We start from the raw sequence: 23,754 nt of genomic DNA on the forward strand, positions 1-23,754 counted from the left end.
AGGGCCGGGTGAGAGGCGAAGAGGCTCGGACCGAACCGGTCCGAGCCTCTTCGAGCTGGGGTGAGTAACGGGGCTTGAACCCGCGACCTCCTGGACCACAACCAGGCGCTCTACCAACTGAGCTATACCCACCATGCGCCCGCCGAAACAGGCAACCCCACGAGTCTATTACATGTTCGGGGCGAACTCTGACACCGTCCGAGCGGCGATCTCCTTGGCGTCGTCGCTGGAAGGGCCCGGCTCGTCCACGAACACGGCCTCCCGGTAGTAGCGGAGCTCGCGGATGGACTCCAGGATGTCGGCCAGCGCGCGGTGACCGCCGTCCTTCGCCGGAGCCTGGAAGAACACGCGGGGGTACCAGCGGCGGGAGAGCTCCTTGATGCTGGAGACGTCGACATTCCGGTAGTGGAGCCACTGGTCGACCTGCGGCATGTACTTCGCGAGGAACATCCGGTCGGTGCCGATCGTGTTGCCGGCGAGAGGCGCGCGGCGCTCGAGGGGGACGAAGCGGCGGATGTACGCCAGCGTCTGCTCCTCCGCCTCCTCGAGAGTGACCCCGTGCGGGATCTCGTCGATGAGCCCCGAGGTCTCGTGCATGGCGGTGACGAAGTCGTTCATGTGCGCGAGCGCGTCCGCGCTCGGACGGATGACGACCTGGAATCCGGGGTCGAGCGGACGGAGCTCGAAGTCGGTGACCACCACCGCGATCTCGACGAGCTCGTCGACGGCGAGATCGAGACCCGTCATCTCGCAGTCGATCCAGACGAGGCGGTCGTTCTCCGAAGCAGTCACCATGTCGCCATCCTATCGACGGCCCCGACATCGACCCGCGGGGCGCGGTACGGTAGAGACGTCCGCCTCCGTAGCTCAGGGGATAGAGCAGGAGCCTTCTAATCTCTTGGTCGCAGGTTCGAATCCTGCCGGGGGCGCCACTGATCGTCCGTCAGATCGACGGGTCTCAGCAGTGCCGCAGCGCGTCGACCGCGTCGTCTGCGCGCCAGAACTCGCCGATCAGCCGGAAGCCGCCCGTCGCCAGATGGAGCCGCTCGGCACGGTAGCGGACGCCGAGGGGATCGGCCACCGCGCGGAGGTGACCGAGGACATGCTCGCGGCTGTCCTGGACACGCCACAGGTGATCGGCGGCACGGACGAGGTGCTCTCGACGGGACGCGAGCGGCGGGGCTGCGAGCGGGACTCCGGGAGCGGGGGTCGAGGTGCTGGTGGCGGTCATGGTCTCTCCTTCCATGGTTCGAACGTACGACCGGCCACCGACATTCGTCCGGGCGTCGATATCCAGCGGTGACCGGGCCTCTTCTGCACGGAGCCCCTTCGCTCTCGACCTTCCACAGAACGCGCGATCGCGGCCCTGCGCACCCGTCCGCCCGGTGCACGCTGGAGGGCATCCGGCCGCCGTGCCGGCACCGAGAGGATGAACACATGATCGACACCGTGACCATCGTGGGCAGAGTCGCGACGGAGCCCACGCCCGGGCGGACGACCGCGGGAGTGCCCGTCACGAACTTCCGGCTGGCGAGCACGCACCGGCGCTTCGACCCCGCGAGCGGGACCTGGGTGGATGCGGGGACCAACTGGTTCTCCATCGCCGCCTTCCGACAGCTGGCGGAGCATGCGCGGGCATCGTTGAGGGTGGGCGACAGCGTCATCGTCACCGGGCGACTCCGCGTGCGCCCCTGGGAGAGCAACGGCAAGCAGGGGACGAGCGTCGACATCGACGCGGATACGATCGGGCACGATCTCCGGTGGGGAACCACCGCATATCGGCCGAGCGCCCGGCCCTCATCCGGGGAGGGAGGGGAGAGCGCTGATCCCTCGGCGGCGGATGACGGTGATCGCGACGCGTGGGATCAGCCTGCGCAGACCGAGGCGGCCTAGACTCTGCTCGTGCTCCGATCGGTCCTCCCGTCCCGCGCTGCGGCGCTCGTGCTCTTCGCCGGTGTCTCGGCAGCCTTCCTCGCCGGATGCGCACCGGAGCCCACGGCGACGCCGACTCCCACGGTGACGGCCACCGCTGCTCCGACACCGCCCGCCCCTCCTGCTCTGGTGCCGGACGGGAGCGCCGGGGACAACCTCCCCGTCTTCACGGCGGTCGCAGAGCAGGTCTGGGGGACGGAGCAACGCGGGGAGGGGCGCGCGTACGTCGACGGTCTCGTCGCGGCGGGATTCGATCGGGACGCCATGCAGCTCACACCGGATCAATCCACGGTCGGGAACCCGGCGGAGAGTATCCAGTTCTCGGTCCGCTGGGGTGAGGAGGAGTGCCTGATCGGACAGGTTGGTCCCTCCACCGGTGCCGTCGTGACCACGGTCATGCCCCAACTCGCCGGCGGACGGTGCCTGGTGGGCGCGACGCGGCCGATCGACTGGTGACTCGCGTACACAGATAAGCCCACTCGCGGCCGGTAGGCTGGAGTGTCGATCTTCGACGCCAACAGAAGGAGCGGTTTTCGGTGGCTGAGTACATCTACTCCATGGTTCGTGCCCGCAAGGCGGTGGGTGAGAAGCTCATCCTGGACGACGTCACGATGGCGTTCCTGCCGGGCGCGAAGATCGGCATGGTCGGCCCCAACGGCGCCGGAAAGTCGACGATCCTGAAGATCATGGCCGGGCTCGACACCCCGTCCAACGGAGAGGCCAAGCTCTCGCCGGGGTACTCCGTCGGCATCCTCATGCAGGAGCCGGAGCTCGACGAGTCGAAGACGGTCCTCGAGAACATCCAGGACGGCATCGCCATCAAGGCCAAGGTCGACCGGTTCAACGAGATCTCTGCGCTGATGGCCGATCCGGACGCCGACTTCGACGCGCTCCTCGCGGAGATGGGGACGCTGCAGGAGGAGATCGATGCGGCGGACGGCTGGGACCTCGATTCCCAGCTCGAGCAGGCGATGGACGCCCTCCGCACCCCGCCCGGCGACGCGGCCATCGCTCCGCTCTCCGGCGGCGAGAAGCGCCGCGTGGCGCTGGCCAAGCTGCTGCTGCAGAAGCCCGATCTGCTGCTCCTCGACGAGCCCACCAACCACCTCGACGCGGAGAGCGTGCTCTGGCTCGAGCAGCACCTCCAGTCGTACAAGGGCGCCGTGATCGCCATCACCCACGACCGGTACTTCCTCGACCACGTGGCCGAGTGGATCGCCGAGGTCGACCGCGGACGCCTCATCGGCTACGAGGGCAACTACTCCACGTACCTGGAGAAGAAGGCCGAGCGCCTCGACATCCAGGGCAAGAAGGACGCCAAGCTCGCCAAGCGCCTGAAGGACGAGCTGGACTGGGTCCGCTCCAGCGCGAAGGGCCGTCAGACGAAGTCGAAGGCGCGTCTGGCCCGGTACGAGGAGATGGCGGCCGAGGCGGAGCGGACGAGGAAGCTGGACTTCGAGGAGATCCAGATCCCCGCCGGTCCTCGACTCGGCAACGTCGTCATCGAGGCCAAGAACCTCAAGAAGGGCTTCGACGGCCGCTCGCTCATCGACGGCCTGAGCTTCAGCCTTCCGCCGAACGGCATCGTCGGCGTCATCGGCCCGAACGGCGTCGGAAAGACGACCCTGTTCAAGACCATCGTCGGGCTGGAGCCCCTGGACGGCGGCGATCTCAAGATCGGCGAGACCGTCAAGATCAGCTACGTCGACCAGTCGCGGTCGTCGATCGACCCGAACAAGACCCTGTGGGAGGTCGTCTCCGACGGTCTGGACTTCATCACGGTCGGCAAGACCGAGATCCCGTCGCGTGCCTACGTCTCGAAGTTCGGGTTCAAGGGCCCGGACCAGCAGAAGAAGGCCGGCGTGCTCTCCGGTGGTGAGCGCAACCGTCTGAACCTCGCGCTCACCCTCAAGGAGGGTGGCAACCTGCTCCTTCTCGACGAGCCCACCAACGATCTCGACGTCGAGACGCTGAGCTCCCTGGAGAACGCGCTGCTCGAGTTCCCCGGCTGTGCGGTGGTTATCACCCACGACCGGTGGTTCCTCGACCGGATCGCGACGCACATCCTCGCCTACGAGGGCACGGACGAGAAGCCCGACCAGTGGTACTGGTTCGAGGGCAACTTCGAGGCCTACGAGCAGAACAAGATCGAGCGTCTCGGCCCGGATGCGGCGAAGCCCCACCGGTCGACGCACCGCAAGCTCACCCGCGACTGAGGTGGCCATGAGCACCGACTCGCCGGGTTCCCGCCTGCACATCCCGATCCACCTCCGTTGGGGCGATCTGGATGCGTTCAACCACGTCAACAACACCTCGATGCTCAAGCTGCTCGAGGAGGCGCGCGTCCGCGCGTTCTGGCGTGCGGGGCCCGGCGAGGAGGCGCCGTCCACCGCCGTCCTCGACTCCGGGATCGAGGAGGGGATCCTGACGCTCATCGCGCGGCAGGAGATCGAGTACCTCGCTCCGGTTCCGTACCAGCGGCGCCCGCTCGAGGTGCAGATGTGGTTCGGCAAGCTCGGCGGCTCCAGCGTCGAGGTCTGCTACGAGGTGCACAACGACCCCGCCGCCGAGCCGCGTGAGCTGTACGCGCGTTCCACGGCCATCATCGTGCTCGTCGATGCGGGCACCGGGCGGCCGACGCGTCTGACGGCCGAGATGCGTGAGGCGTGGGAGCCGTACGTCGGCCCCTCCATCGAGTACGCCCACCGCTGAGCGATCGGCACGACACCGTCGCCGGTCGCTCCTGCGCGCGTCGAATAGTCTCAAGGGAGACGTTTATCGACTTGCGCATCGGAGGGCAGCAACTTGAGCACTGTGGCACCGGGATGGTATCCGGACCCGGAGGACTCGCGGTTTCACCGGTGGTGGGATGGGTATCGGTGGACCGCGCACACCAATCGCCCTGAAACGCCGAACCAGGAACTCCCAGGGCAGCACGAGCATCGGACCGCCGAGCAGCCCGCCATGCCGGAGCACTCGCCGGACGACCTTCCCGAACAGAACAAGAAGGGGAAGGGCAGGAAAGTTGTTCTCTCCGTTCTCGGTGGGGTCGCCGCGGTCGCTCTCGTGGCGGGTGGCATCGTGGTGGTCAACAACCTCACCGGAGGAAGCGGGCTCGGTGGATCGAGTGAGCCGGTCGAGGCTGGCGGGTACCTCTGGGAGCCGGTCACCTATCTGCAGCCGGATGAGCCCCTGGAGATTCCCTTCGAGGTCGATCCGGAGACCCTCGCTCCTGCGAACGAGGAGGGCAAGCTCGCCCATGGTGTCATCGACGTGTACCTCAACGACGAGCTGACCATCATGCCCGAGTTCTCCTCGGTGTTCTGGTTCGACGGAGATCGCACCGCAGAGGTCAGCGTTCTCGATAACTCCACGTACAAATGGTCTTTCGACTCCGAGAAGGCGCTGTCCAGCGACCTCGGTCTTCCCGAGGATCTCAGGGTGAGTTGGAATGAGGCGGAGACGGCGACCATGTGGACCGAGATGGCTCGGTACTACGTCGTCCAGCGGTTCGACAAGGATGGCAAGAAGCTCGACATTCCCATCGTGCACACGATCGAGGCCGCTGATGAAGAGGACGTCCTCCACGACCCCATCGAGTTGAGAACCTCCGTCGGCGAGGCGCCCGGCTCCGTCAAGCTGTCCTGGGACGAGCCGAAGGGAATGAGCGAGGACTTCACGTACTACCTCATCAAGACGCGTGCCTCCGACTATCTGGTCGACGGCGAGTACACCGGAGAGAAGACCGTCTGGCCCGAGGTCATCGCAGAGACCACAGAAACCTCCTGGGAGTCCAAGGCAGTGCTGGACTACGAGGAGAAATCAGTCGCGAACCGTGAGTTGGCCCTGTATACCTACGACTCGGCCGATGAGCTCAACTTCGGGTCCGCGTCCGGTCTCGAGGTCGTGCGCTCCAAGGCTGACCTCGCTGTCATCGCCGTCTCCGACGACCTTTCGGAACGAACGCGCATGTCTCTCAAGGAGGTGAAGGACGAAATCGGAAGCTTCCCGTACGAGAAGGCATACTGGCAGGCTCGCGACCTCTTCCCGGTCGATGCCGGTGACCTCACGACGCTGCCGACCTGGTACCCGGTCACCACTCTCAACGGGGACACGGCCAAGATGGGCGTGCGGATCGACGTCGATGCGATCGAGGTCAAGTACGAGGACTTCTGGTACCTAGACGGCCGAGGCGCCTGGTACGCCAGTATGCCCTTCAGCGTTCTCGGCACCAAGATGCGTGACAACATCACCGCGGTCATGCCGGATGGCGTCTCGCAGGAGGAGTGGCTCGCGCAGTCCATCGCGAACGCCCAGGCGTACAACCACCGTGCTGAGACCGAGGTCCTTCCCACCGGCGACGACACCATCGCGCAGGACCCCACGATGTCCCTCGACGCCTTCGCGGAGATGAAGCCGGTCGCAGAGGTTCCGGACTCTGAATACGACGTGTACGGGAGCAACGAGTTCAGCACCTTCCTCGCCGGCCACATGGTCGCGGGCACACGCCTCATCGACATGACGAAGTTCGTGGAGACCCCTGGATATCCCTCGCCGGACGAGGCCATCTACGAGGCGATTCGGCAGAACCCGATGGTGCGGGTCTCCGTCGACGATTACCGGCTCTCCGGGAACAACCTCTACGTGAACTACCGCTCCACCGCGAAGGAGGATCAGTCCCAGGTCAACGATCTGGCTGACGAGGCGATCTCGGCCGCGATCGCGGAGGGAATGAGCGACACGGAGAAGGTGACCGCGATCAACAAGTGGATCGTGGAGAACATGGAGTACGACTACGAGGCACTCGCGGGGATCGAGAGCACCTTCGGTCGTCTCATCGAGGACAACCAGCGGTACTCCGACGCCCGCGGGGGACTCATCGACAAGCGGGTGATCTGCGGCGGATACGCCGATACCTTCAACCTCCTCGCCCGCAAGGCAGGCCTCGAGTCCATCTACGTCAGCGGGATCATCGCAGACTCGGGATCGGGCCATGCGTGGAACCACGTCAAGGTGGATGGCGTGTGGAAGGCCGTCGACACCACCTGGAACGACACCGACGACATCACGAAGTACCTGCTGATCAACGAGGCGGACTTCACCGGTGTCGCCGAGCGGTCGACGAAGGACAGTGGATGGATCGTCCCGATGTACCAGGGCGCTTACACGACGCCCTAGTCCGCATCGACGTCCCGGGGGAAGCCGTCAGAGCGACGCTGACGGCTTCCTCCGGTGCGACGTTGCTTCAGCGACCCTCGGGGACCCGGATCATGATCTCCTGCGCGACGCTCGCCACCAGCGTGCCCTCTCGGGTGTACACGCGCCCCGTCGCGAGTCCGCGACCTCCGCGGGCGCTTGGCGACTCCTGCACGTAGAGGAGCCATTCGTCCACGCGCGCCGGGCGATGCCACCACATCGCGTGGTCCAGACTCGCGACCTTCAGCCCGGGGAGTGACCAGGAGACCCCGTGCGCGCGCAGGATCGACTCCTGGATCGTCATGTCGCTGAGGTAGGCCAGCGCAGCCCGATGCAGTCGCTGGTCGTCCGGGAGCGGTGCCCGCAATCGCATCCACACCGACTGCCGCGGAACCCTCTCGTCATCGTTCGGCAGATAGAGGGGGGAGTCGACGTGACGGATGTCGGCGGCCCGCTCGCTCAGCATGCGTCGTGCGCCTCCGGCGAGTCCGGGTACGCGGTCCTCGTCAGGGGCGAGGTCCTCCGGGAGCGGCACTCCTGCGGGCATGGGCTCGGCGTGCTCCACCCCGGGGTCGGCATCCTGGAACGAGGCGATCATCGAGAAGATCGGCACTCCGTTCTGGTACGCCTGGGTGCGGCGGGTGGAGAAGGAGCGGCCGTCGTGGATCCGGTCGACGGCGATGGTGATGCCCTGGCTCGCATCGCCGGGACGAAGGAAGTAGCCGTGCATCGAGTGGACGGCGCGGTCTTCCGGAAGCGTGCGCTCCGCGGCCACGAGGGTCTGCGCGAGCACCTGCCCGCCGTAGATGCGGCCGCTCGGCATCGGGTGCGACGAGCCGGTGAAGATGTCCTCCGTGGTCCGCGCCTGGGTCGCGTCGAGGTCGAGGACGTCGAGAAGACGCTCCACGGTCTGGATGGCGTGCTCGTCGGCGCTCATGTGTTCCCCTCCGCGGCCCGGGGTCGCCGCTCGTTGGTAGTTTAGAACGCGTGACCCCTCAGCTCCTGCTCGCCGATCCGGACACGGCGAAGGATGTCCTCACGTTCGCGGGCCGCGCCGCCCGGGTGTCCGACGAGGGTGTGCGTCTCCAGGCTCATCAGGGCGTGCTGGCCCTCACCACGGCGGTCCTCGCGCCTCAGGGGCTCTTCGATCAGACGCCGACGATTCTCGCCATGCGCATCGTCCGTGCCGACCCGGAGCTCGAGTGCGACCTCGTGATCGACGCCCTGCGCCCGACGGACGACCCGCAGCGCCTGGCGCTCCCGGAGACCGCGCTATCGCCCGCGTGGGCCGGCGTCGCCCCGCCTCGGCAGGGCTGGACAGTGGAAAGCGTCCTTCCCGCCTCCGTCATCGCGCAGCGCGCGCAGTGGGGCATCTCCGCGGTCGCGCATGGTGCGGGACCGGGATCCGGCGAAGAGGCGGTGCGCGCGCTCCGTGCGGCGATCTGGGGCGAGCCGGACGACGACCTCGGCGGCCTGCCGCGCGGCGTCGCTTTCGCGGCAGACGCGCTCGGCTTCATCTCCGGCGAAGAGGACGTGCCCGTCACGCGTTCCGGTCGTTGGACGCGGCTCGCGTTCCGCCGCGGCCACGTGCTCGCCCGCGGTCCCGTGGCCTCCGGGCTGACCGGCGTGCGAGCCACCGGCACCCGCGCCTGACGCGACCACGGGACCGGCGGGCAGCTCGGGATCAGCCGAGGGCAGCCGCTGCGCGTCCGGCCTGACGGCCGGAGAACAGGCACCCGCCGAGGAACGTGCCCTCGAGGGCGCGGTAGCCGTGCGCCCCTCCGCCGCCGAAGCCGCTGGCCTCGCCCGCCGCGAAGAGCCCCGGAATCGGCGCGCCGCTTCCATCCAGCGCACGACCGTCGAGATCCGTGTTCATCCCCCCGAGGGACTTCCGCGTCAGCACGTGCAGCTTGACGGCGATCAGCGGCCCGGCGGAGGGGTCCTGGAGCCGATGCGGGGCCGCGGTGCGGATGAGCTTGTCCCCGCGATAGGCCCGCATCGAGCGCAGCATGCCGATCTGCGGGTCCTTGCTGAAGTCGTTGGCCATCTCCCGGTCGCGGGCGACCACCTCGCGGCGCACGGCGTCGATGTCCAGGAGCTCGCCCCCGGGGTGGGCCGCCATCTGCTCCAGCAAGGACTCCAGGTCGTTCTCGACGATGAAGTCCTCGCCCTCGTCGAGGAACGACTGCACGGGTCCGGTCGGCCCTTTCGCGAGGCGGGACTTGAGGAGCAGGGCCACATCCTTGCCGGTGAGATCCGGGTTCTGCTCACTGCCGGACAGCGCGAACTCCTTCTCCACGATCTGCCGCGAGGTCACGAACCAGGAGTGGTCGTGGCCCGTCCGCCGCAGGTGCTCGAGCGTGCCGAGGGTGTCGAAGCCAGGGTAGAGCGGAACGGGGAGCCGGTGTCCGGTCGCGTCGAGCCACAGCGACGAGGGCCCGGGCAGTATGCGGATGCCGTGCTGCGGCCACACCGGGTCCCAGTTCGTGATGCCTTCCACGTAGTGCCACATCCGGTCGCCGTTGATGAGGCGGGCTCCGGCGGCGGCGCTCACGCTCTGCATCGAGCCGTCGACATAGGCGGGCACGCCGGAGAGCATGTGCGCCGGGGGAGTGCCGAGACGCGAGGGCCAGGCCGCGCGGACGAGGTCATGGTTCCCGCCGATGCCCCCGGAGGCCACGATCGTCGCCGTCGCGTCGATCTCGAACGCGCCGATCACGTCTCGGGACGAGGGGACGCCCCGGGCGGCACCGTCCGACGCCAGCACGCTCCCGCGCGCACCGGTCACGCGCCCGCCGGTGAGGACGAGTTCCTCGACGCGGTGTCGGGCGAGGACGGTGAGCCGTCCCTCCCGCTCTCCCTGCTCGACGGCGGTCGCGAACGGGGCGACGATCCCCGGCCCGGTGCCCCAGGTGATGTGGAAGCGAGGGACCGAGTTCCCCGGACCGAGGGCGCCGTAGCCGCCCCGCTCGGCCCAGCCGACCACCGGGAAGAAGCCGACACCGCGGGCGCGGAGCCACGAGCGCTTCTCGCCGGCCGCGAACTGCAGATAGGCCTCGGCCCAGCGCCGGGGCCACTCGTCCTCGGGGCGGTCGAATCCGGCGGTGCCGAACCAGTCCTGGGTCGCGAGCTCGAGCGAGTCGGTGATGCCGAGACGGCGCTGTTCCGGAGAATCCACGAGGAACAGCCCGCCGAAGGACCACCACGCCTGCCCACCCAGGTTCGTCCGCGGTTCCTGGTCCACGATGACGACCCGACGTCCGGCCTCGAGGGCTTCCGCGGCGGCGACGAGACCGGCCAACCCCCAACCGATCACCAGGACGTCTGCGGTCGGGGGTGTGGTCGTCATGGGGTCTCCGTTGATTCCTGACGGGTGCGGGTCTCCAGGGTCGTGCGCCCCTGGGGTGCCGTGCCGATGCCGGACGGCTCGAATGTGTTCACCATGGCATAGGCGGCGCGCTCCAGGTAGTCCCAGAGGGTGGTTTCGTGCAACGGGGACAATTGCGCCTCGTCCACGGCCGTGCGCATATGACGAAGCCAACGATCGCGGGCGTCGGGGTCGACCCGGAAGGGCATGTGACGCATCCGCAGGCGGGGATGGCCGCGGGTCTCGCCGTAGGTGCTCGGGCCGCCCCAGTACTGCTCGAGGAACAGGAGCAGGCGCTCCTCAGCCGGACCGAGGTCCTCCTCCGGATACATCGGCTTGAGCACGGGGTCGAGGGCCACCTCGCGATAGAACACCGAGACGATCTTCGCGAACGTCTCGCGCCCGCCGACCTCGTCGTAGAACGTCACTTGTCTGCACTCCCGTCGCCGCCGGTGTTCTTCTTGCGCCGCCAGATGCCGCGATCCGGGATGACGGGCACCCCGGTGACGGCGTTGGGGCGCGTCTTCGGCGGGTTGGCGCCCCGGACGCGGCGCGCACCCTCCAATCCGGTGGGCACGACGTCCGCGAGACGCGGCACGTCGATCTCCTTCTCCAGCAGAGCGGCTCGGAGGCGACGTCGAAGCTCCTGCGCCACGTCGTCTCGCGCGTTCGCCCTGGTCTTGATGACGGCGCGCACCACCAGAGCGTCGCCGTCCACCGACTCCAGCCCCCACAGCTCCGGCTTCTCCACGATGCGGGTGCGCCACTTCGGGTCCTTCGCCAGGCCCTGCGCCGTCTCCAGCAGGATGTGCTCGACCTGTTCGAGGTCGGAATCCGGCGCCACACCGATGTCGACGATGGCACGTGCCCAGCCCTGCGACATGTTCCCGATCCGGGTGACCTCGCCGTTGCGCACGTACCAGAGGGTCCCGTTCACGTCCCGCACCTGGGTCACGCGCACACTGACGTACTCGACGACGCCGCTCGCCAGCCCGAGGTCGACGACGTCGCCGATGCCGATCTGGTCTTCGGCGACGAGGAAGATCCCGTTCAGCACGTCTTTGACGATGTTCTGGGCACCGAAACCGAGGCCGGCACCGACCGCCGCCGTGAGAAGGGTGAGTGATCCGAGGAGAGCATTGTCGATCGCGTTGACGATGAGGATGATCGCGATGATCACGAGCATCACGTTGACGATGTTCTGCAGGATGGTGCCGAGTGTGCGTGTGCGCTGGACGAGCCGCATGTCGGCCAGCGGGGAGCGTTCGAGTGCCTGGGTGTCGTCGACGGCGGCCTTGTTCTTGGCGGTGTCGACGATGCGGTGCACGACCCGCCTGATCACCCGGCGCAGCACGAGCGCGATGAGGACGCAGGCGCCGATGATCAGGGCGATCTGCAGGAGCTTGCCGCCGACCTTGGTCAGCAGCGCGAGCATATCCACCACCCACGCGGGGAGTTCGGCGGGCGTCGGCGTGGGGGTCGTCTCAGCGGAAATCAGCATCGTCTCGATGGTACCGAGAGGGCCTCTGCGCCGGCTGGAAGAGCGGCGGCAGAGGCCCGTTTCAGTGTCGGCGGTGGAGGGTCAGTCCTCGGCGTCGCGGGACTGCGCGGCGAGGGCGCGCTCCACGTCCGCGAGGTTCTCCAGCACGAGACGGCGCAGAGCGGGCGGCGCGTCCTGGTGCTCGGAGAGCCAGCCCCGCGTCGCGTCGCGCAGTGCGACGTCGGCGAGAGCGGTGGGGAAGAGCCCGACGATCAGGTACTGCGCGATCTGGTAGGTCCGCGACTCCCACACCGGCAGGAGCATGTCGAAGTACTGCGGCACGAAGGCGCCCAGCACCGCCGCACCCGCCGGGTGGACGAAGCCGAGGGCCGCCGAGCGGACGATCGTGTTCGGGGCGTCGTCGCGCGCGATCAGCGCGTCCCAGGCCTCCTGCTTCGCGGCGGCGTCCGGAAGAGCGGCGCGCGCCTGCGCGGCGAACTCCGCACCCTTCGCGGTGTTGTCGGCGGCGAGCGCGGCGTCGATGGCCCCGGCGTCCGTCGCACCGATCGTCGCGAGGCCGACGAGGAGCTGCCAGCTCAGGTCGGCGTCCACGTCGAGCCCGGGGAGCGTCTCCTCACCCGAGCGCAGACGCCCGACGATGCCGGCGTGCTCCGGCGTCACCAGGTTGTTCGCGAAGGCGGTGACGAACTGGAGCTGGCTGTCGCTGCCGGCCTCCGCCGACTCGGCGAGTGCCCAGAGGCCATCCGCCACCTTCAGCCGTGCGGCTTCGCGCTCCGCCGGGGCGACGTACAGGGTCGCCGCCGTGCGCAGCTGCGCGAGGGTGGTGCGGACCGTGGTGGACTCGGTCTCCCGGCCGATGTTGCCGAGAACGAGGTCGATGTAGTCGGACGCCGCCGTCTCCGCGTCGCGGGTCTGGTCCCAGGCGGCTCCCCAGACGAGCGAGCGGGCGAGGGGATCGTGGATGTCGGCGAGGTGGGCGATCGCGGTCGCGAGCGACTTGTCGTCGAGACGGATCTTCGCGTACGCGAGGTCGTCGTCGTTGAGGAGGATGAGGTCGGGACGGTCGAGGCCCTGGAGCTCGGGGACCTCGGTGCGGTCGCCGTCCACGTCGACCTCGATGTGATGGGTGCGCGTGAGCGCGCCGTCCTGCAGCGAGTAGAACCCGATGCCGAGACGGTGCGGACGGATGGTCGGGTAGTCGGCCGGAGCCGTCTGGGTGATGGCGAAGCGCGAGATCCTGCCGTTGTCGTCTTCGGCCACGACGGGCTCGAGGGTGTTCACACCGGCCGTCTCCAGCCACTTCTTCGACCAGGTGCCGAGATCGCGGCCGCTCGTGGCCTCCAGCTCCGTCAGGAGGTCGCTGAGCTCGGTGTTGCCCCAGGAGTGCTTCTGGAAGTACTGCGAGACACCGGCGAAGAACGCCTCGATGCCGACCCACGCGGCGAGCTGCTTGAGGACCGAGCCGCCCTTGGCGTAGGTGATGCCGTCGAAGTTGACCTGCACGTCCTCGAGGTCGTTGATCTCGGCGACGATCGGGTGCGTGGAGGGGAGCTGGTCCTGGCGGTAGGCCCAGGTCTTCTCCATCGCGTTGAAGGTGGTCCACGCCTCGGTCCACTCGGTCGCCTCGGCCGTCGCGATGGTGGACGCCCACTCCGCGAACGACTCGTTGAGCCAGAGGTCGTTCCACCACTTCATGGTGACGAGATCGCCGAACCACATGTGGGCGAGCTCGTGCAGGATCGTCACGACGCGACGCTCCTTGACGGCGTCGGTGACCTTGCTGCGGAAGACATACGTCTCGGTGAACGTCACCGCTCCCGCGTTCTCCATCGCGCCGGCGTTGAACTCGGGCACGAAGAGCTGGTCGTACTTGGCGAACGGGTACGGAACGCCGAACTTCGACTCGAAGTAGGCGAAGCCCTCTCGGGTCTTGTCGAAGATGTAGTCGGCGTCCAGGTGCTGCCAGAGGCTCTTGCGTCCGTAGACGCCGAGCGGGATCACGCGGCCCGAGGCGCTGGTGAGTTCCGAGAAGGTGGCCTCGTACGGTCCGGCGACGAGGGCCGTGATGTAGGAGGAGATCCGGGGCGTGGGCTCGAAGCCCCAGGTGGCCGAGACCCCGTCGTCGTGGACGATGGGCTCCGGGGTGGGGGAGTTGGAGACGACCTTCCACTCCGCGGGGGCGGTCACCGTGAACTGGAAGGTGGCCTTGAGGTCGGGCTGCTCGAAGACGGCGAACACGCGGCGGGAGTCGGGCACCTCGAACTGCGAATAGAGGTACACCTCGCCGTCCACCGGGTCGACGAAGCGGTGCAGGCCCTCGCCGGTGTTGGTGTAGAGGCAGTCGGCGTCGACGACGAGGACGTTCTCCTCCTGCAGTCCGGCGAGTGCGATCCGGGAGTCGGCGAAGACCTCGCGCGGGTCGAGCTGCTCTCCGTTGAGCGAGATCTCGCGCACGTCGCGGGCGATGAGGTCGATGAAGGTGAAGCTGTCGGGGGACGCGGAGAAGCGCACGACGCTCCGGGAGCCGAAGACCTCGGCGCCCTTGGTCAGATCGAGGGCGACCTCATAGGAGTGCGTGTCGACGACGTCGCGGCGCTCCTGCGCTTCGATTCGGGTGAGGTTCTCTCCAGGCAAAGCTGTACTCCCAGGGGTGAGGGGATGTAACCGGGGTCGGCGCAGTTGGCGCCGACGGCAACCATGACAGCCTACGCCAGAGCGGCGCGCGCGCCGTCGATCCTCACGAACCGGGGATAGTCACGGTCGTGCGGACGCTCGTCGTCTGCGGAGGTGGGAAGATGGAGGGGTGACCGCGATCGAGCCGAATGTCGTTCCCTTTGCCTCGCCCGCCGCTGCCGGCGGCGACCCCTATGTGACCACGCCCGTCGCCTACGACGCCATCCTCTTGGCGAGCTTCGGCGGCCCGGAGGGCCAGGAGGACGTGATCCCCTTCCTCCGGAACGTGACGCGCGGTCGGGGCATCCCTGACGAGCGGCTGGAGGAGGTCGCGCACCACTACCGTCACTTCGGTGGCGTGAGCCCGATCAACGGCCAGAACCGCGTGCTCAAGGACGCGCTGGAGAAGGCTCTCGTGGCCCGCGGGATCGACCTCCCGGTGTACTGGGGCAACCGCAACTGGGGTCCGTACCTTGAGGATGTGCTGCCCGAGGCGTCCGCCAACGGCCACACCACCCTCCTCGCCTTCGCCACGAGCGCGTACAGCTCGTTCTCCAGCTGCCGCCAGTACCGCGAGGACTTCGCCCGCGTGCTGACCGACACCGGCCTCGGCGAGACGGTCACCATCGACAAGATCCGCCCCTTCTACGACCACCCCGGCTTCGTCGAGGCCTTCGAGGCGGGCGTGCGGGAGTCGGTGCAGGGCTACCTCGACCAGGGCTTCGCGCCGACCGAGATCCAGGTCCTCTTCTCCACGCACAGCATCCCGACCGCCGACGCCGAGCGCTCCGGCGCCCGCGACATCGACTGGGGCGAAGGCGGGGCCTATGCCGCGCAGCACCTCGCCGTGTCGGAGTGGACGATGGAGCAGGTGCGGGCCGCCGTCCCGGGAGCCGCCGACGTGCCCTGGGAGCTCGTCTACCAGTCCCGTTCGGGCCCCGCGTCGCAGCCCTGGCTGGAGCCCGACGTCTGCGACGTGATCGCGGAGCTCCCGGCGCGCGGGCGCAAGGCGGTCATCGTGGTCCCCGTCGGGTTCATGAGCGACCACATGGAGGTCCTCTGGGATCTCGACACCGAGGCCGCCGAGGCCGCGGAGGAGGCGGGCCTCGCCTTCGTCCGCACGCCGACGCCCGGTGTCCGCGAGGCTTTCGTGGAGGGCATCGTCGACCTCATCGAGGAGCGCCTGCAGGGTCGCCCGAACGCGGAGCGTCCGCACGTCACCGATCTGCCCGGCGCGTTCGACGTCTGCCGTCCCGGGTGCTGCGAGAACGTGCGCGCGGGGTTCAAGCCCGCGGCTGCCGGCATCGCCCCCTGAGTCGCGGACACCGGATCCTAGGATGGAGACCATGCGCATCCACATCGCCACCGATCACGCCGGACTCGAGTTCTCCACCCGGCTGCAGGAGCATCTCCGCGCCGCAGGGCACGAGGTGATCGACCACGGTCCGGTGGAGTACGACGCGCTCGATGACTACCCCGCCTTCTGCATCCGGGCGGCGCAGGCCGTCGTCGTCGATCAGGCGACCGGGGTGCCGGCTCTCGGCGTCGTCTTCGGCGGCTCGGGCAACGGCGAGCAGATCGCGGCGAACAAGGTCGCCGGGGTCCGTGCAGCGCTCGTCTGGAACCTCTCCACGGCCGAGCTCGCGCGGGAGCACAACGACGCGAACGTCATCTCCATCGGAGCTCGTCAGCACACCTACGACGAGGTCACGGCGTTCATCGACCGGTTCATCGCCACGCCGTTCTCCGGCGACGAGCGGCACGTCCGGCGCATCGGACAGATCGCCGATTTCGAGCGCGACGGGTCGCTCCTCCCGGACCCCCGAGCCTGACATGCCCGAGGGACATTCCGTCCACCGCATCGCGCGGCAGTTCGATCGCAACTTCGTCGGCAAGACGATGAGGGCCTCCAGCCCGCAGGGACGCTTCGCCGAGGGCGCCGCGGTGCTCGACGGACGCAAGGCCGTGAGCGTGCAGGCCGTGGGCAAGCAGATGTTCCTCGAAGCGGAGGGTGACCTCTGGCTGCGCGTGCACCTCGGTCTCTACGGTGCCTGGGACTTCGCGGGGGAGATCCTCGTCGACCCCACCATCGCGTCGGCCAACGGCCGGATGGGCCAGACCAATCAGCGCGGCACCACTCTCGACGAGGCGATCCTCGACGACGCGGGGGAGAACTCCCTCGCCTCGATCGGGGCCCCGCGGCGCGCCAGGGTCCACGTGCGGATGTCCGAGCAGACCAAGGGCCTCACCGACGAGATCGACGAATGGCCGCCGCCTGTGGTGGGTCAGGTGCGGCTGCGCCTCATGACCGACATCACGGTGGCCGACCTGCGCGGTCCCACCGCCTGCGTGTTGCAGACCCCCGAGGAGATGCTGGCGACGGTGGCCAAGCTCGGTCCCGATCCGCTCGTCGGCGATCCGGCGGAGAACGAGGAGCGGTTCGTCCGCGCCGTGCGGAAGAAGCCGACCCCGATCGCGCTGCTGCTGATGGACCAGTCGGTCGTCAGCGGCATCGGCAACGTGTACCGCGCCGAGATGCTCTACCGGCAGCGGCTGAACCCGCATACGCCGGGCCGCGACGTCCCGGAGGATGTCGTCAGGGCGCTCTGGCATGACTGGGTGCGGCTGCTGGCCATCGGCGTGGAGACCGGTCAGATGATGACCATGGACGGGCTGTCTCCCGAGCAGTACCGCGCCGCCATGGCCAGCCGCGACGACCGGCACTGGGTCTACCACCGTGCCGGCCTGCCGTGCCGCGTCTGCGGGACCGAGATCGCGCTGGAGGAGATCGGCGCCCGCAAGCTGTACTGGTGCCCGCGCTGTCAGGCCTGAGGGCGGGATCCCCGGGGCTCCCGCCGCTCTAGGCTGGGATCCATGCGACAGAATCCGAGCTTCACGCTCGCCGATGTGGCCGAGATCCGCCGCGTCATCGACGCCAACCCGTGGGCGACGGTGGTGAGTGCGCCTGAGGACGGTCTGGTCGCCTCGCACTATGCCGTCCTCCTCGACGACGACCGCGATGATCTGACGGTCGTGGGGCATGTGGGCCGCCCGGACGACGCCATCCACGGCCTGGGGGAGCGGGAGATCCTGCTCGCCTTCCAGGGGCCGCACGGGTACGTCTCCCCGGGCTGGTACGGCGACATTCCCGCGGTCCCGACCTGGAACTACACCGCGGTGCACCTGTCGGGCGTTCCCGAGATCCTCAGCACCGCGGAGAACCTCCGTGTGCTCGATGCCCTGGTCGCGCGATTCGAGTCGCGCCTGCCCGACCCGCGCCTGATGTGGGAGCGTCCGAACGACGCGGCCTTCATCGAGAGGCTCGAATCCGGAACGGTCGGCTTCCGGCTCACCCCGACGAAGGTCGTCGCCAAGCGGAAGCTGAGCCAGAACAAGCCCGCGGAGACCATCGAGGCGGTGATCGCGGCGCTGCACGCCGAAGGGCCGTACGCGAACGCCGCCCTCGCCGCGGAGATGCGTCGTGCACAGGACGCACGGACGGGTGGCGGGGCATGAGCGCCCTCGGCGTCGAGGTCGGTACGGTTCGTGCCGTCCGCCCCGTCGGTCCGGGGCGGGAGTTCCTGCTGGACGATGAGCCCGTCGACCTCCACCTCGCCGACGGACGCATCGTCGACATCGCGCCGACCGGGGCCTTGCCGGCGCGCGGCGAGGTCATCGAGGCCGACGGTGCCTGGGCGGTGCCGGGGCTCTGGGACAACCATGTGCACACTGTGCAGTGGGCCCTCGCGGCGGAGCGCGTCCCTCTGGGCGAAGCGGACTCCGCCGCCGGGGCCGCGCGGCTGATGCGCGACGCGCCCGTGCTGCCGGACGGACGACGGATCGGCACGGGGTTCCGGGACGCGCTGTGGCCGGATCGGCCATCCGTGGCCGCGCTCGATGCCGAGACCGGGGTCGTGCCCACGTACCTGATCAACGCGGACGTGCACAGCGTCTGGCTGAACTCGGCGGCCCTGGCGCGCGAGGGCTTCCGTGGGGACGACGGTCTGCTCCGCGAGGAGGACGCGTTCGAGATCTCCCGCCGGCTCAATGCCGTCGACCCTAAACACAGCGATGAGGCGGTCGTCCGTGCGGGGGCGGCGGCCGCGGCACGCGGCGTGACCGGTCTGGTCGACTTCGACATGGCGTGGAACGCCGATGCCTGGCCGCGACGGATCCTCGCGGGCTTCGCCGCGCACCGCGTCGAGTTTGCGTTCTATCCGGCGGATCTCGATCGGGCGATCACCGCGGGTCTCCGCTCGGGGGAGCGCCTTGCGGTGTCGGATCCGGCCGGGCTGGTCGGGTCCCTCGTGCGGGTCGGGTCGTTGAAGGTGATCAGCGACGGCTCGCTCGGCACCCGTACCGCGGCGTGCTCGCACTCCTACCCCGGCGACCCCGCGAACTACGGGGTGCTGACGGTGCCTCCGGACGAACTCACGGCGCTGCTGACCACTGCGGCGGGAGCGGGGATCGAGGTCGCCGTGCACGCGATCGGCGATCGCGCCGTGACGGCGGCCCTCGACGCCTTCGGCGCTTCGGGTGCCACAGGGTCGATGGAACATGCGCAACTGGTGCGGCACGCCGACCTCGCCCGATTCGCGCGGCTCGGGGTGCGCGCGAGCGTCCAACCCCAGCATGCGGTGGACGACCGCGACCTCGTCGAGCACCACTGGGCGGAGCAGACCGCGATCGGCTACCCGCTCGCCTCGCTGCTGTCGGCGGGTGCGGAGGTGCGCTTCGGCTCCGATGCGCCGGTCACGCCGCTCGACCCCTGGCATGCGATCGCCGCGGCGGTCTGGCGGACCGACGACGACCGGGTCGCCTGGCATCCGGAGGAGCGGGTGACGCTGGATCAGGCCCTCGAAGCGAGTGTCCGCACGTCGCTCCGTCCCGGTCAGAGCGCAGACATCGTGCTCGTCGGGAGTGATCCTCGCACCGCTGACGCGGCGGGGCTCCGGACGATGCCCGTCACCACCACGCTGCTCGGCGGTCGCCTCACGCACGTCGCCTGAGGCGGCGCGCACACGACGAAGGGCGGCGCCGGATCGGAGCCGCCCTTCGTCGTGTGCGTGGTGTCAGGCCGCGATGTGCGACACGAGGAACCAGCGGTCCTTCTCCAGCCCGCGCTGGATCTCGATCGCCACGTCCTGGCTCGTGAGGTCGACCTCGTCGAGGCCCTCCACGGCCGCCTTCACATCGACGAGGATCGCGTCGATGTCGGCGATCACGGCGCGGATCAGCTCGTCCGACTGCGCGAAGCCGGCCGGAACGCCGGTGGCGCCTGCCTTCTCGGCGACGGCGTTCACGCGCGCGTCAATCGGAAGGCCCAGAGCGACGATGCGCTCGGCGGCGGTGTCGGCGAAGTCTCCGGCGTGGGCGACGATCGTGTCGAGCAGCTCGTGCACGCCGACGAAGTTGGCGCCGCGGACGTGCCAGTGCGCCTGCTTGCCGTTGACGGTCAGCGCCTGGAGGCCGAGGACGACGGGGGAGAGGAACTGCGCCGCACCGGCGGCCACAGTCGGGTCGATGGCGGTGGTGGAAACGGTCTGGGCCTTGCTCATCTTCTTGCTCCTCCGAATGAAGTTCTCTGTCTGACGAGTACAACGTTACTCAGGCTCAGGCATTCCGCAAGGAAGCTGAGGCTCCACTCACTTCCGCGTGATTCCGGGGGAGTGAGGGTAGTCTCGCCTCATGAGCATCGCTGCCGGAGCCTCCGTCCTCGCCCTCCCGGATCGCACCCCCGAGCTCGACGACACCGCCTTCGTCGCAGACGGCGCCCGCATCGTCGGCGCGGTGTCTCTCGGAGCCGGTGCCAGCGTCTGGTACAACGCCGTACTTCGCGGTGACTCCTCGCCGATCGTCATCGGTCCTGGCAGCAACGTGCAGGACAACGTGTCGATCCACGTCGACGCCGGGCACCCCGTCCTCGTCGGGTCACGGGTGTCGATCGGGCACAACGCGGTGGTGCACGGCTGCACGATCGGTGACGGCTCCCTCATCGGCATGGGTGCCGTCGTCCTCAGCGGCGCCGTGATCGGAGAGGGATGCCTGATCGCCGGAGGAGCCGTGGTGCTCGGCGGGACCGAGGTGCCGCCCGGATCCCTGGTCGCGGGCGTGCCTGCAAAGGTGCGCAGGGCGTTGTCGGACGACGAGCGTGCCTCTCTGGTGGCGAACGCGGCGATCTACCTTGACCACGCGGCGACGCACGCCTGCGCAACGGAGGCGTAAGGCCCAGCCCCGCTAGGCTGGGGCGGTACGGGGCGGTGGCCAAGCTGGTTAAGGCAGTGGGCTCATAACCCAACGATCGCGGGTTCAAGTCCCGCCCGCCCTACTCCAGGATCCCATGAACACGGCCGTCCGGCTCTCCCTTCCTCTCGCGCACCTGATCGCCACGGTCAGCTCATCGGCAACGATGCTGGCTGTGATGGTGACGGTCGCGCAAGGCGAAGCGGCGAGCTGGGCGGTCGCTGCCGTGCTCCTCTCGGCAGCAATCCCCGCCATCGTCCTCGCCCCACTCGCGGCCCCGCTGCTGGACAGGTTCGGACCTCGCTCGGTCGTCGTCGTGTCCGCGGTCGTGCAGGTCGTCATCCTCCTGCTCACCGCGGCCGCGCCGACCACGGCGGTGCTCATCGCCATGGTCGCTGCTCGCGCGTGCGTGTCCGCGTTGGACTCCGCCGCGCTCCTGCTGCTCGCCGACCGTGCCCCGCGGTCGCACGCCCCCGACTCCACCGCACGAGCATTCGCTCGCCTGGACACCGCCCGGCTCATCGGCGGGCTCATCGGCCCGCTGCTCGGAGGGATCGCGGTGCAGTTCCTCGACCTCTCCTGGCTGTTCCTCGCCCAGGCCGTAACGGTCGCCATCCTCGGCATCGTCGCCCGCTGGTATCCGCAACAGGCGTGGGAACCGGTGGCGACGCCGTCATCCTGGTGGCAACGCGTCACCGAAGCACCCGCCCTCCTGTTCCGGCACCAGGCTGCGCGTGCCGCCCTCACCGGGCTCGTCCTGGCGATCGTGTTCACCTCGATCTTCTCGACCGCGCAGACGCTGTACTCCCTCGACGTCCTCGCCCTCGATCCCATCGGCGTCGCGATCCTCACCCAGTGCTTCGTCGTCGGTCGGTTGTTCGGATCGCGCCTCGGTGCACGGGTCACGGAGAGCCGCGCCTCGACATGGCTGCTCGGCGCGACTGCAGCAATGGGCATCGGCCTTCTCCTGCCCGGCGTGATCCCCAACAGCATCGTCGCCGGCGCGGGCTTCGCGATCGCCGGTCTCGCGAACGCCATTCAAGTCGCCGCGATCCGCCTCATCGTCGTGTCGGCGGTTCCCGACAGCACCCGCGGTCGTGCCCTGGCAGCGATGGGCAGCGTCAACCAGACCGCCGGAGTGGCAGGCACGGCCCTCGCCGCACCCCTCCTCGTCGCCGTCGGACCTGCTGTTGCACTGGCCGTCGCGGGGATCGGGACACTCCTTGCCGCGGGTCTGACATTCCTCATGCGCGGAGCCCGAGGGCGTCGTCCCTCTGCGCTGGGGGTCAGGAGGGCCAGTAGTTCTTCTTGATGGTGACTTCTTCGATCCTCGAGCTGCCACCGACGGAGCGTACGTGGACGTACATCCGGGCGGGACCGGCGAGGGCGTACGGCATCACGTACTGGGCATGCGTGATGCCGTCGCTCGACGTGGTCCTCGGGATCTCGGCCGTGGGCTGGGGGATCGCCTGCGCGACAGTGCCTGCCGAGGTGAGAGTCTCGGCGACCAGTCGGATCTGAAGCGCGGAGGTGACCCCGGAGGCACGCAGATTGACGACGGCTTCCCCGGTTTCGCGTCGTCCCGGACCGATCACGGCGACGTAGTTCTCGTTCGCTCCCACGCGGACCGGGATCCAGGAGTTCGCCGGTATGACGGTGTTCCACGCGTAGGTGGTCGACTGATGGGTGGGCACGGGATCCTCCGAGGTCGAGGGTTGGCTGGGATTGGTGTCGATGACGTGGTTCTCGAAGTCGACGGTGTTCTTGAAGCCGAGCTGGTTCGGAGACCCACCGATCCACAGCGACACATGCACGTGAGCGCCATATCCCGTGTCGCTGTCGAACCCCGAGGCTCCTGAATAGGCGATGAGCGCTCCTCGCTCAACCCGGGTACCTACACGAACCGTGCTGGCGTCCAGGTGGAGGTAACGAAGGTAGTTGCCGTCGTCGGCGCGGAGAGCAAGGTAGCGTCCCGTCGCCGTCGACGGCGTGTCCTTGCGGTCGACGATGACGCCGCTCGTCGCCGCCCACACGGGCGTGCCTCTCGGCACCGCGTAGTCGGTGCCCGGCTCGGCGGAGCCGCGGTTCCGGTGTCCTTGCCACGTGTCCGAGATCGGGGCGTAACCGCACGGACGCAGATACGTCGTCGCTGCATCCGCGGGTGTCTGGGGTGCGACGGCCTCCCAACCGAGCATCAGCGCTCCACCGAGGACGCCCGAGGCGACCAGTGCAGATCGTCGAGACAGAACGGTGTGAGTCAGTGAGTTCGGCGGTGCGGTCGCCGACTCCGGTCCGCACACTATCGGTCTCCTCCTTCGTTCTGCCCGTTGATCAGCTTCTGGATCTGCTCCTCCGGAAGACGCTCGATCGAGGCGGACGAAAGACCGATGTCAGGGCTCGTCGGCGTGCCGCCGATCGTGCATTGCGCCTCTCCGGAGAGTCCGGAGGTCTGCGCGGGGACGAGGACGAGCCATTCGGGCTCGACGGTGCGCCGCTCGATGCGGACGTTGGCGGTGTCGAACTGTGCACCCTCGGCGAAGGCCGATCTCGTGGCGTCGATGCAGATCTGGGCCAAGCCGTCTGCCGTGAAGTCTCCAAACGTCTCGGTAGGAGAGCTGGGCGCAGGCGAGGGGGAGGGCGAGCTGGAGGGGGGTGCATCGCTCGGGGTCACGGTGCTGGTGGGAGCTGTGCTCGACGCGCATCCGGCGAGCGTGATAGCCCCGACTGCCAGGACGGCCGCGAGGGAGAAGCGTTCGGGTCGGGGGGCACTCATGTGTGAAAAGTACCAGTGCGCGGCCGTTTCGCCGGGAAGCGATGCCGGTGAAGCGTCGACAGGAGGCGG

Annotated in this window: 23 protein-coding genes, 3 tRNA genes and 1 pseudogene; 16 read left to right on the forward strand and 11 right to left on the reverse strand. The window is 68.7% G+C overall.

Features of this window, described 5'->3' with window-relative positions; translation table 11 throughout:
* Nucleotides 1-56: 56 nt before the first annotated feature.
* Together CJ226_RS11030 and orn are read right to left on the reverse strand one after the other, a co-directional pair.
* A tRNA-His gene (locus CJ226_RS11030) sits at nucleotides 57-132 on the reverse strand.
* Nucleotides 133-168: 36 nt separating this feature from the next.
* Entirely contained in the window at nucleotides 169-795 is a 627-nt protein-coding gene (orn, locus tag CJ226_RS11035; protein ID WP_062634652.1) for an oligoribonuclease, read from the reverse strand.
* A gap of 61 nt (nucleotides 796-856) precedes the next feature.
* Between orn and CJ226_RS11040 the strand changes: the two genes are divergently transcribed.
* A tRNA-Arg gene (locus tag CJ226_RS11040) sits at nucleotides 857-932 on the forward strand.
* 26 nt (nucleotides 933-958) lie between these two features.
* Here the strand turns inward: CJ226_RS11040 and CJ226_RS11045 are convergent.
* Nucleotides 959-1,231, reverse strand: coding sequence for a hypothetical protein (locus CJ226_RS11045; protein WP_102209192.1), 273 nt, complete (start codon nucleotides 1,229-1,231; stop codon nucleotides 959-961).
* A gap of 206 nt (nucleotides 1,232-1,437) precedes the next feature.
* On the opposite strand from CJ226_RS11045, the gene CJ226_RS11050 reads away from it, so the two are divergent.
* The 6 genes and pseudogenes from CJ226_RS11050 to CJ226_RS11070 all read left to right on the forward strand — a co-directional run bounded on the left by CJ226_RS11050 (nucleotide 1,438) and on the right by CJ226_RS11070 (nucleotide 7,110).
* On the forward strand, nucleotides 1,438-1,893 hold the full coding sequence (locus CJ226_RS11050; protein WP_062634648.1) for a single-stranded DNA-binding protein: 456 nt from the start codon (nucleotides 1,438-1,440) through the stop codon (nucleotides 1,891-1,893).
* 9 nt (nucleotides 1,894-1,902) lie between these two features.
* Complete coding sequence (locus CJ226_RS11055) at nucleotides 1,903-2,388, forward strand: hypothetical protein (protein ID WP_257996620.1); 486 nt, start codon at nucleotides 1,903-1,905, stop codon at nucleotides 2,386-2,388.
* 80 nt (nucleotides 2,389-2,468) lie between these two features.
* Complete coding sequence (ettA, locus tag CJ226_RS11060; protein ID WP_025103391.1) at nucleotides 2,469-4,148, forward strand: energy-dependent translational throttle protein EttA; 1,680 nt, start codon at nucleotides 2,469-2,471, stop codon at nucleotides 4,146-4,148.
* Between the two features lie 7 nt (nucleotides 4,149-4,155).
* Entirely contained in the window at nucleotides 4,156-4,644 is a 489-nt protein-coding gene (locus CJ226_RS11065) for a thioesterase family protein (protein WP_025103392.1), read from the forward strand.
* Nucleotides 4,645-4,746: 102 nt separating this feature from the next.
* Nucleotides 4,747-4,836: pseudogene (locus CJ226_RS18480) on the forward strand (DUF2510 domain-containing protein); the annotation flags it as partial.
* 60 nt (nucleotides 4,837-4,896) lie between these two features.
* The gene (locus tag CJ226_RS11070; RefSeq protein WP_062634646.1) at nucleotides 4,897-7,110 is read left to right on the forward strand and encodes a transglutaminase domain-containing protein; all 2,214 of its coding nucleotides are present in this window, start codon (nucleotides 4,897-4,899) and stop codon (nucleotides 7,108-7,110) included.
* Between the two features lie 67 nt (nucleotides 7,111-7,177).
* Here CJ226_RS11070 and CJ226_RS11075 read toward each other — a convergent pair whose 3' ends face one another.
* Nucleotides 7,178-8,065 (reverse strand): acyl-CoA thioesterase II, encoded by an 888-nt coding sequence (locus CJ226_RS11075; RefSeq protein ID WP_062634644.1) that lies wholly within the window; start codon nucleotides 8,063-8,065, stop codon nucleotides 7,178-7,180.
* A gap of 50 nt (nucleotides 8,066-8,115) precedes the next feature.
* Here CJ226_RS11075 and CJ226_RS11080 point away from each other — a divergent pair, with 50 nt between their 5' ends.
* Nucleotides 8,116-8,781 carry a hypothetical protein gene (locus CJ226_RS11080; RefSeq protein ID WP_062634642.1) on the forward strand — a complete coding sequence of 222 codons (666 nt, stop codon included), beginning with the start codon at nucleotides 8,116-8,118 and terminating at the stop codon, nucleotides 8,779-8,781.
* Nucleotides 8,782-8,812: 31 nt separating this feature from the next.
* Here CJ226_RS11080 and CJ226_RS11085 read toward each other — a convergent pair whose 3' ends face one another.
* The 4 genes from CJ226_RS11085 to pepN form a co-directional block, all read right to left on the reverse strand.
* Entirely contained in the window at nucleotides 8,813-10,477 is a 1,665-nt protein-coding gene (locus CJ226_RS11085; RefSeq protein WP_102209195.1) for an FAD-binding dehydrogenase, read from the reverse strand.
* The gene (locus tag CJ226_RS11090; RefSeq protein ID WP_102209196.1) at nucleotides 10,474-10,923 is read right to left on the reverse strand and encodes a globin; all 450 of its coding nucleotides are present in this window, start codon (nucleotides 10,921-10,923) and stop codon (nucleotides 10,474-10,476) included. The genes CJ226_RS11085 and CJ226_RS11090 overlap by 4 nt, the downstream gene beginning before the upstream one ends.
* Nucleotides 10,920-11,996: a mechanosensitive ion channel family protein gene (locus CJ226_RS11095; RefSeq protein ID WP_062634639.1), complete on the reverse strand. Its 1,077-nt coding sequence runs from the start codon at nucleotides 11,994-11,996 to the stop codon at nucleotides 10,920-10,922. Before CJ226_RS11095 ends, CJ226_RS11090 begins: the two co-directional genes overlap by 4 nt.
* Nucleotides 11,997-12,077: 81 nt before the next feature.
* Entirely contained in the window at nucleotides 12,078-14,630 is a 2,553-nt protein-coding gene (gene pepN, locus CJ226_RS11100) for an aminopeptidase N (protein ID WP_102209197.1), read from the reverse strand.
* Nucleotides 14,631-14,799: 169 nt separating this feature from the next.
* On the opposite strand from pepN, the gene CJ226_RS11105 reads away from it, so the two are divergent.
* From CJ226_RS11105 to CJ226_RS11125, 5 genes are read left to right on the forward strand one after another with little or no spacing between them, the layout of a single operon-like run.
* Nucleotides 14,800-15,984, forward strand: a complete 1,185-nt coding sequence (locus CJ226_RS11105; protein ID WP_062634636.1) for a ferrochelatase — start codon at nucleotides 14,800-14,802, stop codon at nucleotides 15,982-15,984.
* A 31-nt stretch (nucleotides 15,985-16,015) separates the two neighbouring features.
* Entirely contained in the window at nucleotides 16,016-16,501 is a 486-nt protein-coding gene (locus CJ226_RS11110; protein ID WP_060922011.1) for a ribose-5-phosphate isomerase, read from the forward strand.
* Between the two features lies 1 nt (nucleotide 16,502).
* Nucleotides 16,503-17,501, forward strand: a complete 999-nt coding sequence (locus tag CJ226_RS11115) for an Fpg/Nei family DNA glycosylase (RefSeq protein WP_102209198.1) — start codon at nucleotides 16,503-16,505, stop codon at nucleotides 17,499-17,501.
* 42 nt (nucleotides 17,502-17,543) lie between these two features.
* Nucleotides 17,544-18,185 (forward strand): FMN-binding negative transcriptional regulator, encoded by a 642-nt coding sequence (locus tag CJ226_RS11120; protein WP_062634632.1) that lies wholly within the window; start codon nucleotides 17,544-17,546, stop codon nucleotides 18,183-18,185.
* Nucleotides 18,182-19,678 carry an amidohydrolase gene (locus tag CJ226_RS11125; protein WP_102209199.1) on the forward strand — a complete coding sequence of 499 codons (1,497 nt, stop codon included), beginning with the start codon at nucleotides 18,182-18,184 and terminating at the stop codon, nucleotides 19,676-19,678. The genes CJ226_RS11120 and CJ226_RS11125 overlap by 4 nt, the downstream gene beginning before the upstream one ends.
* A 63-nt stretch (nucleotides 19,679-19,741) precedes the next feature.
* Here the strand turns inward: CJ226_RS11125 and CJ226_RS11130 are convergent, their stop codons facing one another.
* On the reverse strand, nucleotides 19,742-20,227 hold the full coding sequence (locus CJ226_RS11130; RefSeq protein ID WP_025103404.1) for a Dps family protein: 486 nt from the start codon (nucleotides 20,225-20,227) through the stop codon (nucleotides 19,742-19,744).
* A gap of 130 nt (nucleotides 20,228-20,357) precedes the next feature.
* Here CJ226_RS11130 and CJ226_RS11135 point away from each other — a divergent pair, with 130 nt between their 5' ends.
* The 3 genes from CJ226_RS11135 to CJ226_RS11145 all read left to right on the forward strand — a co-directional run bounded on the left by CJ226_RS11135 (nucleotide 20,358) and on the right by CJ226_RS11145 (nucleotide 22,224).
* Entirely contained in the window at nucleotides 20,358-20,894 is a 537-nt protein-coding gene (locus CJ226_RS11135; protein WP_102209200.1) for a gamma carbonic anhydrase family protein, read from the forward strand.
* Between the two features lie 29 nt (nucleotides 20,895-20,923).
* A tRNA-Ile gene (locus CJ226_RS11140) sits at nucleotides 20,924-20,997 on the forward strand.
* 12 nt (nucleotides 20,998-21,009) lie between these two features.
* Complete coding sequence (locus tag CJ226_RS11145) at nucleotides 21,010-22,224, forward strand: MFS transporter (protein ID WP_102209201.1); 1,215 nt, start codon at nucleotides 21,010-21,012, stop codon at nucleotides 22,222-22,224.
* Here CJ226_RS11145 and CJ226_RS11150 read toward each other — a convergent pair.
* Both CJ226_RS11150 and CJ226_RS11155 read right to left on the reverse strand, forming a co-directional pair.
* Nucleotides 22,199-23,107, reverse strand: a complete 909-nt coding sequence (locus CJ226_RS11150; RefSeq protein ID WP_102209202.1) for a M23 family metallopeptidase — start codon at nucleotides 23,105-23,107, stop codon at nucleotides 22,199-22,201. The two genes, CJ226_RS11145 and CJ226_RS11150, sit on opposite strands and share 26 nt — an antisense overlap.
* Before the next feature lie 104 nt (nucleotides 23,108-23,211).
* On the reverse strand, nucleotides 23,212-23,487 hold the full coding sequence (locus tag CJ226_RS11155; RefSeq protein ID WP_062634623.1) for a hypothetical protein: 276 nt from the start codon (nucleotides 23,485-23,487) through the stop codon (nucleotides 23,212-23,214).
* Nucleotides 23,488-23,754 lie beyond the last annotated feature (267 nt).

It is taken from the genome of Microbacterium sp. UMB0228, assembly GCF_002871415.1.
Lineage (GTDB): Bacteria > Actinomycetota > Actinomycetes > Actinomycetales > Microbacteriaceae > Microbacterium.

Bases quoted from the DNA above. Each gene is read 5' to 3' on its own strand.
- orn (WP_062634652.1), bottom strand. From the start codon at position 795: ATGGTGACTGCTTCGGAGAACGACCGCCTCGTCTGGATCGACTGCGAG.
- CJ226_RS11045 (WP_102209192.1), bottom strand. From the start codon at position 1,231: ATGACCGCCACCAGCACCTCGACCCCCGCTCCCGGAGTCCCGCTCGCA.
- CJ226_RS11050 (WP_062634648.1), top strand. From the start codon at position 1,438: ATGATCGACACCGTGACCATCGTGGGCAGAGTCGCGACGGAGCCCACG.
- CJ226_RS11065 (WP_025103392.1), top strand. From the start codon at position 4,156: ATGAGCACCGACTCGCCGGGTTCCCGCCTGCACATCCCGATCCACCTC.
- CJ226_RS11070 (WP_062634646.1), top strand. From the start codon at position 4,897: ATGCCGGAGCACTCGCCGGACGACCTTCCCGAACAGAACAAGAAGGGG.
- CJ226_RS11075 (WP_062634644.1), bottom strand. From the start codon at position 8,065: ATGAGCGCCGACGAGCACGCCATCCAGACCGTGGAGCGTCTTCTCGAC.
- CJ226_RS11085 (WP_102209195.1), bottom strand. From the start codon at position 10,477: ATGACGACCACACCCCCGACCGCAGACGTCCTGGTGATCGGTTGGGGG.
- CJ226_RS11095 (WP_062634639.1), bottom strand. From the start codon at position 11,996: ATGCTGATTTCCGCTGAGACGACCCCCACGCCGACGCCCGCCGAACTC.
- CJ226_RS11110 (WP_060922011.1), top strand. From the start codon at position 16,016: ATGCGCATCCACATCGCCACCGATCACGCCGGACTCGAGTTCTCCACC.
- CJ226_RS11115 (WP_102209198.1), top strand. From the start codon at position 16,503: ATGCCCGAGGGACATTCCGTCCACCGCATCGCGCGGCAGTTCGATCGC.
- CJ226_RS11120 (WP_062634632.1), top strand. From the start codon at position 17,544: ATGCGACAGAATCCGAGCTTCACGCTCGCCGATGTGGCCGAGATCCGC.
- CJ226_RS11125 (WP_102209199.1), top strand. From the start codon at position 18,182: ATGAGCGCCCTCGGCGTCGAGGTCGGTACGGTTCGTGCCGTCCGCCCC.
- CJ226_RS11130 (WP_025103404.1), bottom strand. From the start codon at position 20,227: ATGAGCAAGGCCCAGACCGTTTCCACCACCGCCATCGACCCGACTGTG.
- CJ226_RS11135 (WP_102209200.1), top strand. From the start codon at position 20,358: ATGAGCATCGCTGCCGGAGCCTCCGTCCTCGCCCTCCCGGATCGCACC.
- CJ226_RS11145 (WP_102209201.1), top strand. From the start codon at position 21,010: ATGAACACGGCCGTCCGGCTCTCCCTTCCTCTCGCGCACCTGATCGCC.
- CJ226_RS11150 (WP_102209202.1), bottom strand. From the start codon at position 23,107: ATGCTCGGTTGGGAGGCCGTCGCACCCCAGACACCCGCGGATGCAGCG.